This is a genomic window from Ornithinibacillus salinisoli (genome assembly GCF_042684965.1).
GTDB lineage: Bacteria > Bacillota > Bacilli > Bacillales > Amphibacillaceae > Ornithinibacillus > Ornithinibacillus salinisoli.
In genome coordinates this window covers 46,626-58,522 of sequence record NZ_JBHUMI010000009.1, presented here as the reverse complement: position 1 = coordinate 58,522, position 11,897 = coordinate 46,626, and the positions used below count along the sequence as shown (strand labels likewise).

Annotated in this window: 10 protein-coding genes; 7 read left to right on the top strand and 3 right to left on the bottom strand. The window is 34.4% G+C overall.

Annotated elements, in window-relative coordinates:
* Positions 1-13 precede the first annotated feature (13 nt).
* The gene (locus ACFSTA_RS05165; RefSeq protein WP_377555503.1) at positions 14-1,150 is read left to right on the top strand and encodes a S1C family serine protease; all 1,137 of its coding nucleotides are present in this window, start codon (positions 14-16) and stop codon (positions 1,148-1,150) included.
* 41 nt (positions 1,151-1,191) lie between these two features.
* On the opposite strand, the gene ACFSTA_RS05160 is transcribed toward ACFSTA_RS05165, so the two are convergent.
* Positions 1,192-3,150 (bottom strand): EAL domain-containing protein, encoded by a 1,959-nt coding sequence (locus tag ACFSTA_RS05160; protein WP_377555502.1) that lies wholly within the window; start codon positions 3,148-3,150, stop codon positions 1,192-1,194.
* A gap of 30 nt (positions 3,151-3,180) precedes the next feature.
* Positions 3,181-4,545 (bottom strand): TrkH family potassium uptake protein, encoded by a 1,365-nt coding sequence (locus ACFSTA_RS05155; protein WP_377555501.1) that lies wholly within the window; start codon positions 4,543-4,545, stop codon positions 3,181-3,183.
* A 202-nt stretch (positions 4,546-4,747) separates the two neighbouring features.
* On the opposite strand from ACFSTA_RS05155, the gene ACFSTA_RS05150 reads away from it, so the two are divergent.
* The 3 genes from ACFSTA_RS05150 (at position 4,748) to ACFSTA_RS05140 (ending at position 8,691) form a co-directional block, all read left to right on the top strand.
* A complete protein-coding gene (locus ACFSTA_RS05150; protein WP_377555499.1) occupies positions 4,748-5,857 on the top strand; it encodes a CdaR family transcriptional regulator in 1,110 nt (369 codons plus the stop codon).
* 93 nt (positions 5,858-5,950) lie between these two features.
* Positions 5,951-7,363, top strand: coding sequence for a glycolate oxidase subunit GlcD (gene glcD, locus ACFSTA_RS05145; protein WP_377555498.1), 1,413 nt, complete (start codon positions 5,951-5,953; stop codon positions 7,361-7,363).
* Positions 7,363-8,691, top strand: a complete 1,329-nt coding sequence (locus ACFSTA_RS05140; protein WP_377555760.1) for a (Fe-S)-binding protein — start codon at positions 7,363-7,365, stop codon at positions 8,689-8,691. The genes glcD and ACFSTA_RS05140 overlap by 1 nt, the downstream gene beginning before the upstream one ends.
* A gap of 748 nt (positions 8,692-9,439) precedes the next feature.
* On the opposite strand, the gene ACFSTA_RS05135 is transcribed toward ACFSTA_RS05140, so the two are convergent.
* Positions 9,440-9,850 carry a YwpF-like family protein gene (locus ACFSTA_RS05135; RefSeq protein WP_377555497.1) on the bottom strand — a complete coding sequence of 137 codons (411 nt, stop codon included), beginning with the start codon at positions 9,848-9,850 and terminating at the stop codon, positions 9,440-9,442.
* A gap of 205 nt (positions 9,851-10,055) precedes the next feature.
* Between ACFSTA_RS05135 and ACFSTA_RS05130 the strand changes: the two genes are divergently transcribed.
* The 3 genes from ACFSTA_RS05130 (at position 10,056) to nfsA (ending at position 11,808) form a co-directional block, all read left to right on the top strand.
* Positions 10,056-10,220, top strand: coding sequence for a hypothetical protein (locus tag ACFSTA_RS05130; protein ID WP_377555496.1), 165 nt, complete (start codon positions 10,056-10,058; stop codon positions 10,218-10,220).
* A 102-nt stretch (positions 10,221-10,322) separates the two neighbouring features.
* Complete coding sequence (locus tag ACFSTA_RS05125) at positions 10,323-11,051, top strand: hypothetical protein (RefSeq protein ID WP_377555495.1); 729 nt, start codon at positions 10,323-10,325, stop codon at positions 11,049-11,051.
* Between the two features lie 13 nt (positions 11,052-11,064).
* A complete protein-coding gene (gene nfsA / locus ACFSTA_RS05120) occupies positions 11,065-11,808 on the top strand; it encodes an oxygen-insensitive NADPH nitroreductase (RefSeq protein WP_377555494.1) in 744 nt (247 codons plus the stop codon).
* The last annotated feature ends 89 nt before the right edge of the window (positions 11,809-11,897 follow it).

The following is an 11,897-nucleotide window of genomic DNA, read 5'->3' as shown; positions in this document are numbered from 1 at the left end:
GAGTGATTTATCCATGCGACACAAGCGATATCCACCTATTCTTCTAACAATATTGATTGGATTAATAGGAATAACAATATCTATATATATGTATATTAACTGGGACAAACAAGAACTTTCCGTGAGTAATCCAATTATTAGTAAAGTGGAATTAGATTCTCAACCGCAAAACCTAAAGAATATAATTTATCAAACGGAAAAACACGTTGTCCAAATTGAAGCACAAAATGAGTATAGTACCTTAACTGGCTCTGGATTTCTTTATAATAATAAAGGTGATATTATTACAAATGCACATGTCATTGAGGATGCTGAAGTTATTTATGTGCGTACAGCGAACGCAAGAATCTATCCTGCAGCAGTTATCGGTGTTGGACAAGATACCGACATCGCAGTTGTTCGTGTACCACAACTTGCAGGTGAAAACGGCCTTCCGGTTGAAACGAAAAACGAAACAGAAATTGGAGATGAAGTTATTGCACTAGGTAGTCCGCACGGGTTCCAAAACACGGTAACGCTAGGCATTATATCAGGAACAGAACGGAACTTTTCCGTTGACGGATATAATTATTCCAATGCATTTCAAATTTCAGCACAAATAACACAGGGAAATAGTGGCGGACCTCTGCTGAATAGAGAAACTGGAAAGGTTATTGGTATTAATTCTGTCGGTACGAAAGACGGTACAATTGGATTTAGTATTCCAGTCATCGATGTTTTTTCACAGATCGAAAAGTGGTCCAATGAAGCGCAAAATGATCAATTGCATTTTGCAAGTACGGAAGATATGATTAACACACTTGATACAGAACAATTCAAAGAAGACGCTAAATATGTAGTGGAATATTTTTTGGATAGTATATTAATTAGAGATTATGTAAATGCCTATGCACTACTAGGTGATTCCATGCAAGCTTCTACATCCTATTCCAATTTTAGAGAAGGGTATATTCAAATTGTTGATTTGGAGTATGAAAACATTTCTAGTGAACCGATAGAAAATAAACAAATAAACACAACTGCGGAAGTGTCTATTAAAAAGAAGTTACCGGATGAGGAAGAACTAGTTGAAGAAAATAAAACATATCATTTTACAATTGGATATGAAAATGACCAATTGAAAATAATTAATATTACTTATGACGAATAATGAAAAGAGGTTTCGATCATGATGATCGAGACCTCTTTCATTTATACAGTAAAAAATTTCGTTAACTGTGTTGCTGGTAATGGTTTACTGAAATAAAACCCTTGCATTTCATCACATCGTTCTTGAGATAAAAACGCAAATTGTTCCATTGTTTCCACTCCTTCTGCTATTACTTTCATATTCAAAGAATGTGACATATGGATAATAGATTTAACAATTGCTTTATTTTCCTGTTGTTCATTATTCAAAAACATCTTATCTATTTTCAACTTTGTAATTGGGAATAGACTTAAATATTTAAACGAAGAATATCCAGTTCCAAAATCATCAATAGACACAAGTACTCCTAAGTCTCTTAGGTCTTTTAATGTTTTTAAGATATAATTCTCGTTTGACATCGCCATACTTTCGGTGATTTCCAGTTCTAAGTAATATGGGGAAAGTCCTGTGTCATTAAGAATGTCTTTTACCTTATCGACTAAGCTTCTTTGGTGAAATTGTTTGGCCGATAAATTCACACTGACCGTTATCGGATCATATCCTTGGTTTTGCCACGCCTTATTTTGCTTACACGCTTCATGCAACACCCAGTCACCAATTTCAATAATTAATCCGGTTTTCTCTGCGAGTGGGATAAACTCAGATGGTGAAATATAGCCTTTTTGAGGATGATTCCACCTTAGCAAAGCTTCCAATCCAACTACTTTTCCAGTACTAAAACTTTTTTGAGGCTGATAATGTAATTCGAATTGCCCCTCTCTTAACGCCTTTCTTAACTCTGTCTCCAAAGTAAGGCGCATTCGAAAGTTTTCCGATATGGATGAATCGAATAAATTATAATTATTTCGATGTTTCTCTTTTATGACGTACATGGCAGAGTCTGCATGTTTAATTAAGTCATTTGCATTTGATCCATTTTCTGGATATACACTTATTCCTATGCTTACAGAAGTATAAATTTCATACTCATCTATTTTAATTGGCTTCTCAAATTCAGCTATAAGTTTTTCTGCCAGTTCTACTGCTTCTTCTTTTGTCGAAGCATCTCGCTTTAATATTAAGAATTCATCCCCACTCATTCGAGCAATAAATGTATTCGTTTCTAAAAATGACTTCAATCGATTTCCACATGCCTGTAGTAATTGATCACCAAATGCGTATCCTAGAGTGTCATTTATCTCCTTAAAGTAATCCAAATCAATAAAATATACAGCCAAGATTTCTCCACTTTTTCTTGCTTCAGAAACAGCTTCTTTCAATACCTTATAGAAAAAGTTTCTATTGGGCAAATCGGTTAGCTGGTCATAATAGGCCATGTATTCAATCTGATTTTCATTCACTACTTTGTCTGTAATATCCTTAACACTCGCAACACGAATAATGGAACCTTCATTATTATAGGGGTAATAAATTACTTCAAGATAAAATTTCGTTCCATCTTTTTTAATACCAGTTAATTCATAAGGGTTTTCTAGATTACAACAATTTTCCTCTATCATTGATTTACCTTTACGATGAATTAACTTGTAAATTTCTATACCTTTTATTTCATCTATACTGTAACCGAACATATTAGCAAAAATCGGATCACAATCTAAAATAGTATTCTCACCATACATGACAATACCTTCCATTCCAGCAAAAGAGTTTTCATTGATATATTGCTTGATTTCTTCTGCTTTATCTTGAATAGATAATGGATGTAATAGTAAACAATAAACACGTTCAGCTACTTGGATGGACTTCACTTCAAGTAATCTTCCTTTTTGATTTTTCTGCTCCATTAATAAATGAACTTCATTGGAATCGGTCAATAAATCAAAGTCAAGGTAGCTGAAAATAGATTGCTCTTGAATGTTAATGTTAGCGTTATTCAAGATTCTTTCAGCATTACTATTAGCTTCAATTATCTGTCCATCATCTTGAACAAAAAGGACGGCTTCCTTTAAGGAGTATAATATTTGGTTATGCATAGGTAGAACTGTTTTACCTTTTGTCATAGATCTTATCTCCTAACTGTATAAGTAAAATCACCCAATAATGATTCTTTCTTTCGGATAACGGAATTTACCATTATGTTTATTATTTTTAAACATAAGTAGAAAAGTAATGATCCCCACTCTACCAATAAACATTAAAATCATTAGGAAAATTTTACTAAAAGTAGTTAAATCCCCGGTTATACCTAATGATAACCCGACTGTCCCAAAGGCTGACGTTACTTCAAATAAAATTTCCGTAAATGTAAAAGGTTCTACAATGGATATAAGCAATAATGATATAAATGCGGTCATGATGGCCATAAGTGTTACGGTTACAGCTTTCATTAAATCCTGCTCATATACTTCTCGTCTAAAAATACGTATACTGTTACCACCTCTTGCATACGTAATGATAAATATGACAACTAAGGCAAATGTGGTCGTTCGAATACCCCCACCAGCACTGCTAGGTGACGCCCCGATAAACATCAAAAACGACATAAAAAGATGATTCTGCTCTGATAATTGACTTACATCCATTGTTGATAAACCACCACTTCTAGTCGTTACCGATTGAAAAAGTGCATAAAATAATGCTTCATGCCACGATTTACCTGCAAAAAAGTTCCCCATATCTAATAAGTATATAAATAAGGTCCCAATTACAATCAAAAACAAAAATGTAGTAGTAGTTAATTTGGTAAATAAGCTAAAACGCATAAACTTTCGCTTGTCATACTTAGAGAATAGAAACTCTTTTACCTCTATTAATACTGGAAAACCAATTGCACCGAAAACAATCAACAAGATATGTACAAATTGAACAAAATAATCATTCCTAAATGGCATCAAAGAAGCACCAGTTATATCAAAACCGCCGTTTGTAATAGCACTAATTGTACTAAAAAAGCCATTTAAATATGCTTCCCCCACAGTAGGAAAATACTGCAAATAATATGTACCTAAAATCAAAAAGGCAACAAACTCAATAGATAATAACACAAGAAAAATTTGTTTTATTAACCGGACCATACCTTCGAATGTTGTTTGGTTCTGATCCGTCATAATTAAACGGCGTTCTTTTAAACCAATTTTCTTTCCGAGAATAATCCAAATAAATGTACCCATTGCCATTACACCAACTGCACCAATTTGCATGATGGTGGCTAAAATAATAATACCTGTTGTACTAAGTGAATCAGCAATGGTAATAGTACTCAATCCAGTAACACTTAACGCACTAATCGCTGTAAATATAGTATCTATAAAATCTATATGCACGCCATCCTGTTTAGCTACTGGTAATGATAAGAGCGCAGTAGAAATAACTGCTGCAAGAAAATAGAAAAGGAATATCATTCGAACTGGAGACAAATTTTGAATCCAACGAAAAAATGAATTGGATGATAACATGAAAATGCTCCTTAATGGCCAACTTATTTCTTTTATCGGCTAGATTGATTATTATTATAGCAGTTCTATGAGATAAATTCCTCTATTTTCGACAAAATTACTTAATCCATATACAATTAATGTAGCAGACTATAGCCCAATATGTAAATATTAAAAATTTTCATGAGTTTTTAACCTGATGTTTATTCCTAGGAGGTTTCGCATGGAACTAACTGCAGAACTTGGTTCAAAAATAATTAATGAGGCAAGAAAGTTAATTAATGAAAACATCATTATTGTAAATACTCAAGCAATAATTATTGCAAGTACAGACGCTTCTCGCATCGGACAATTTCATGAAGGTGCAGAAAAAACGATAGAAACAAATTCGGTAATTGTGCTTACTCGTGAGCATCAAAAAACGATGCAAGGAATTAAGCCTGGCATAAATTTACCGATTACAATTAATCAAAAAGTAATCGGTGTGATCGGAATTACTGGAAACCCGACGGAAATAACACCTTTTGCTTCATTAATGAAAAAAATGACTGAATTACTAATTCGTGAGAGTATGTATATACAAGAATCTGAATGGGAATCAAGAGCATTAGAGGTATTGTTCCTTGATTGGATCCAGTTAGATTCTTTACCTCCTGATTTCTTAAGTAGAGCCGAAGTATTAGGAATTAAACATACTTCTCCATTACGATGTTCTTTATTATATATTCATGATAACCCTGAATCTCATCAAATTAATGATCTAAAAAGGTGGTTAGATCTAACTTTGGATAGTACATTAATTCGGTGGGGAAATAATAGACTACTATTACTTACTGAAGAAAAAGATCAAAGTAAATCTAAATTATATTTACATTCACAATTAACATCCTTTCAAACGTACGCACGTACACATTTACATGTTAAAACATCCATAGGAATAGGTTCAACCGTTGATTCTAATGTGATCAAATCTTCCTATCAAAATGCCGTAAAAGCATTGCGAGTAGCTATGAATTCGCAAGCAATTATTTTTTATGAAGATTTATTGTTGGAAATTTGTTTGGATGATGTAGATCACCATTTAAAGAAAGAATTTATCAACCGTATCATTTCTCCAATACAAGAGGAGGACCAACTACTACACACATTAAAAGTATTCTTGGAAAATAATTTACACTTAAAAAATACAGCCAAAGAATTACATATTCATATTAATACACTTCATTATCGATTAAAAAGAATTGAAAAGTTAACAAATTTAAATCCTAAAGCAACCTATTCCATCGCCTCTTTTTACTCTGCACTATATTATTTGGATGAAAAAACAAAATAATCCAGTTTTTTCATCCTTTTTTTGTGTAATCATCTATATAATTTCTTCTCTTTTTTTTATAAAATAAATTAAAAAATGAATAGGAGTTGGGTTATGCTTAGTGAAGAATTAATCCAAGAACTACGGTCAATTGTAAGTCATGAAAATTTGGATATTAATAAAGCAAGTTTACTAGTCTATTCCTATGATGCAACTCCTCAATTTCAATCCATGCCAGACGCTGTTGTATCACCAAGGAATACCAATGAAGTGTCCCAAGTTGTAAGGTTTTGCAATAAACACCATATCCCTGTTGTTCCTAGAGGGTCTGGAACAAACTTAAGTGCTGGTACTACACCTGTTGAAGGTGGGGTTGTTCTCTTATTTAAACATATGGATCAAATTCTCGATTTAGATGAAGAAAACTTAACAGTTACAACACAACCAGGAATCATAACGAAAGACCTTATCGATGTTGTAGAATCAAGGGGATTGTTTTATCCGCCAGATCCGAGTTCCATGAAAATATCTCAGATTGGTGGAAATATTAATGAAAACTCTGGTGGACTAAGAGGATTAAAGTATGGAGTAACGCGTGATTATGTACTAGGATTAGAAATTGTGTTACCGAACGGAGAAATTATTCGTACGGGAGGTAAACTTGCAAAAGATGTGGCAGGTTATGATTTAACTAGATTATTTGTAGGTTCAGAGGGAACGCTTGGAATCGTCACAGAGGCTACCCTGAAATTAATACCTAAACCTGAAACGAAAAAAACGATATTAGCTTTATATCAAGATCTAGATGCTGCTGCTAAATCCGTTTCTGCTATAATAGCTAATCGAATCGTTCCAGCTACACTTGAATTTTTAGATCAACCTACATTACAAGTTGTTGAGGATTTTGCTCAAATTGGATTACCAACAGAAGTAAAAGCTGTGCTTTTGATTGAACAGGACGGACCCCCATCCGTTGTAGCAAAGGATATGGATGAAATTGCAAAGATCTGCCGTGAACATAAAGCAGTAGAAGTTTCTGTTGCTAAAACAGAAGAAGAAGCTGAAGCACTGACAACTGCTAGGAGAGCAGCACTTTCTGCCTTAGCTCGATTAAAGCCAACAACTATTTTGGAGGATGCTACTGTTCCAAGATCAGAAATTGCAAAAATGGTTAAAGCAATAGATGAAATAGCAAAGAAATATGATGTAACCATTTGTACATTTGGTCATGCAGGAGATGGGAACCTACATCCTACTTGTTTAACGGACGTGCGAAATAAGGCAGAAATTGTACGGGTCGAGAAAGCCTTCGAAGAAATTTTCAAATATGCAATAGAACTTGGTGGTACTATTACAGGTGAACATGGTGTAGGTGCTATGAAATCAGACTATTTGCACCTTAAAGTCGGTAAAGCAGGAATCGAAGCAATGCAGCAGATTAAGACTGCGTTGGATCCAAATAACATAATGAACCCTGGTAAGATTTTTGCCAAATCAGAACGTAAAAGAGTGGTCGTTACCAAATGATGAGTACAAGAGAAAAACACAATATCCAAGAAGCTTTTAAAACAAAAATGGACTATGATGAATTACTGAATTGTATGAGGTGCGGTTTTTGCTTACCTAGTTGCCCAACTTATATCGAGTCAGGCAAAGATGAAGCACATTCTCCTCGAGGAAGGATTGCAATGATGAAGGCTGTTGTGGATGGAGATCTCGAGCCTGATGAAGATGTTAAGCGTTCATTAGACTTATGTTTAGGATGTAGAGCCTGTGAACCGGTGTGCCCTTCTGGAGTTAATTATGGCCGTTTATTAGAACAAGCCAGAGATATTATCTACCAAAATAAAAAACTTTCGTTTCCCGTAAAAGCAACGAGACACATCGTATTTGATCAACTTTTTCCCCACCATAATAGAATGGTTAATTTTACAAGTTTAGTAGGTTTTTATCAACGTTCTGGTCTACAAAAAGTAGCTAGAAGTTCAGGGATGATGAAACTTTTCCCAGAAACTTTACGAACAATGGAGAAAGTCTTACCATCTATACCAAAGAAAAAAGAAATGAAAAAGCGACCAAGTCACCTCCCCCCCTTTGCATCACAGAAGAAAAAAGTAGCTTTCTTTTCAGGATGTTTAATGGACACAATTTTTCTACCTACTAATGATGCTACAACCAAGTTACTTCAGTATGCTGGGTGTGAAATAGTGATTCCGGATACACAAGGATGCTGTGGTGCATTACATGGTCATAGCGGGGAACGAGATAAAGCAAAAGAAATGGCAAAAAAGAACATCCAAGCTTTTGAAGATGCAGGTGTAGATTATATTATTACAAATGCTGGAGGTTGTGGTGCATTTCTAGTTGATTATGGTCATTTATTAGAGGGTGAACCTGATTGGAAAGAACGAGCGGTAAACTTTGCTAACAAAATTAAAGACATTACAAGTGTATTAATCGAACTTGATTTTCATAAATTAGACCTTGAGTTAGATAAGCAAATTGTTACTTACCAAGATTCTTGCCATTTAAAAAATGGGCAAAAGACATTTATGGAGCCTCGTCAATTATTACAGTCGATTACGGGTGTAGATTATGTTGAGATGACGGATGCTGGAAGATGCTGTGGTTCAGCTGGTATTTATAATATTGTGGAATCAGAAATGTCCATGCAAATTCTCGATTATAAAATGGAACAAACGAAAAAAACAAAAGCTAAAACCATTGTAACAGCTAACCCAGGCTGTTTATTGCAAATGAAACTCGGAATTGAAAGAGAAGGACTAACTGAAAATATGAAAGCTGTTCATATTGTAGACCTATTATTAAGCGCCTATGAAAACGCTAATAATTAATAATCAAGTTAAAAAAAGGTTTCTAAAAGTATATTGCTTTTCTAAGTAATGATTAGTTTAGTAATGAGTAATTTATATAGACTGCGACATAACTTTTGCGTAGATTTACTTTCACAGTCTAATACAATAGTGCACTACAAAACCGCTCTGTCAGAATACTTCGCTTTCACTTACAGCACAAGTGCGACATCTGTTAAAGCTCCTTTAGGTCGCTTTTACAGTGTCTACTTTGCCGTGGGCACGGCCTCGGCCAGGGTACTTCTTGAATACGCTTCTTCGTTCCCTTGCGCCGAGGAAGCATGCTTCGGAGCGTAACTGGAAGACGCAGGCGCATCTCCGGGGTCTTCGGACACGTGCAGTTCCCACAGGACAAATGTTTTCGGTGGGCCGAGTAATCGCAGGCCCAAGGAAAGCTACGGCAGCATTGCATCGCACGAAGAAAATTGGTTTATATTTTCGAGGAGTCTTCGTTTTCTGCCTCCGCTGATGCTGATTTCTTGTTTAAAGAAAAGTGTTACTACTTCACTAGCGTAGGAAATACACGAAGACTCCTGCGGGAGAAAAGGCATCTGTGAGACCCCACAGTGCGTAGCACGAGGAGGCTCACCAGCCGCCCGCGGAAAGCGAAGTGTATTTCCGAAGCGGTGTTAGGAGCGTTATATTAATTTACAGTTTGTAATCAGAGAAATTTTTGATAGGTTACTTCGCATTTCACATCAATATTGCAATAAACGATGTCAAAGGAGCTTTAAATTAACTTCTTAAATGTAGTTAATAATTCTTCCCCTTGGTACCCTTTGTCAATTAAATCACTTAACATCTCTTCAATCTTACTCTTTTGCTTATCAACAATATTACCTAAAAACAGCACATTAATATGACCACCGATATCATTTATACCAATAATAGAAGTGATAAATGTAGCTGGTGCGTTATCTTCTTTTGTAATTACTACTTCTACCATTATCTCTTCATTGTTATTACTCAATTCCGTAAAAAAATCCTTATACGTAGCTTCTACATAAGCTTCAATTAACCAACGGTTTGCCTCATCTTCCCTATTGATAATAAGTCCATCATGCAGTGGCACTGGGTGCTTTACTATTTCATCAGCTACATTCTCGATGATTTGTAGTGATTGCAATTTGAATGTTTTCAAATAAAGACCCCCTATTTATTTGATATTATTATTTTCATTTTATCAAACTTCTTCTCTTTCATATAATGATATTCCTTTATTTGGGCAAGATAAAGTGAAATATTGATTCAATGGAAGGTTCTCCATCCCTCACTACATTTTAGGCGTGATAAATAAAAAAATATTAAATCACTTTACAAATTTCATCCAAAAAGGAGTGTACCCATTGATTACAGTAATTATTTTTATAGCTGCGATCATCTTATTGATTTTACTATTAATACTTAGTAACAGAGCTAAAGTGCATAATTCTCCTCAAGAATCTGACATCAATGAAGAATATATATCACATGGCACCCGAAAAAATATCGAAGATCCAAAAAAACTCTAAACCAAAACATCACCAAACGTGATGTTTTTTTCGCATAGTCCGCTTCCCCGCACTGTAATTAAGTGTATAATGAAATTACATTAATTTTTAGGAGGGATCAGGATGAAGAGAATAATCGTTCTATTATGGATGTGCTTACTCATTTCTGCTTGTGCAAAAGATGAACCCGCCCTTGTAAAAAAGGATACCCCACCTATAGATCCTAATACCACCCCAGAATTAATCAAACAAACAAACGACAAAGAAGATGTTGATGAATTCATTGAATTTCCTTTAAATGATGAGATAATCATGGTTAATTTAAGTCGTGTTCCCATATTACAACAATACTTACAAGTTGCATCAGATCGAGATAAAAAAATTGAAGAAATGACAATAGAAAGAGTTCATCAAAAAGATGAGAATAGTGTTTACTTGCTTGAATTCTCTTGTAATAATACATATTGTTCCTATTTATTATTAGATCAAAACAAAGAAAACACCGGTCACCTTGTTGCAGACCTTGCTACAATTACACAAACGAAATTATCGAATGATGGTAGTAAATTATTATTATTCTTTAAACGAGACTCTTCCCTTCCCCTTCCATTAGCAAATATTGTCGTCATGGACCTTGAGGAATGGAAGCCAATACAATTAATAAATTTAGATGAAAACGATGTAGATGTATTAAATTATAGATGGCCAATTCTTTCTGTAGACTGGCTGGATAACGAAACTATTTCAGTATCTATACCGAACATTGTAGAACCAACTAAAGAAATGATTGATGGTTGGCAAGGAGATCTCAAGCTAACGACAACTATTTTACTAAAAACACAACTTGAGTAGAAGGAGTATACATATGAACAAATTAATTGAAACTATACTTGATCACCGTTCCATCAGAAAATTTACAGATCAAAAAATAACCGAAGACCAAATTAAAATCATTGTTCAGGCAGCTCAACAGGCATCCACATCTAGTTATGTTATGGCATATTCTATCATTGGTGTAACGAATGAGACTATAAAAGAACAATTATGTGAAGTATCTGGCCAGCCCTATGTTAAAGATAACGGGCATCTCTTTGTTTTCTGTGCAGATCTAAATCGTATCCACAGATTAGCTTCTTCAGAAGTTAAAAAGTTACTTGAAAAAAGTATGGAAACAACAGAACAATTTATGGTTGCGATCATCGATACAGCTTTAGCAGCTCAAAATGCAACTCTTGCTGCGGAATCAATGGACTTAGGAGTTTGTTATCTCGGTAGTTTAAGGAATGATATCCATCGAGTAAATGACCTGTTAAAACTACCTGATTTCGTTATTCCATTATTTGGTTTAGCTATTGGTTATCCCGCTGAGAAACCTGAAAAAAAACCCCGTTTACCGATCGATGTTGTTTACCATGAAAATAACTACGAATTACAAGATGTAACTGAATCACTAAAAAAATTCGATGAAGAACTAAAAACATATTATCAAAATCGTTCCCATAACCAACGATCAGATACATGGACAAAACAAATGATGCGCAAATATAGTAAAGTACAACGGGCCGAAGTATCATCATTTGTTAAGAATAAAAATTTCAATAAAAGTTAAAATTAAGGTGTCCAATTCGGACATCTTTTTTCATCTAAATATACCAATAAAGGAAATATATAGTAAGTATAAATATCCCTAGTTAAAAG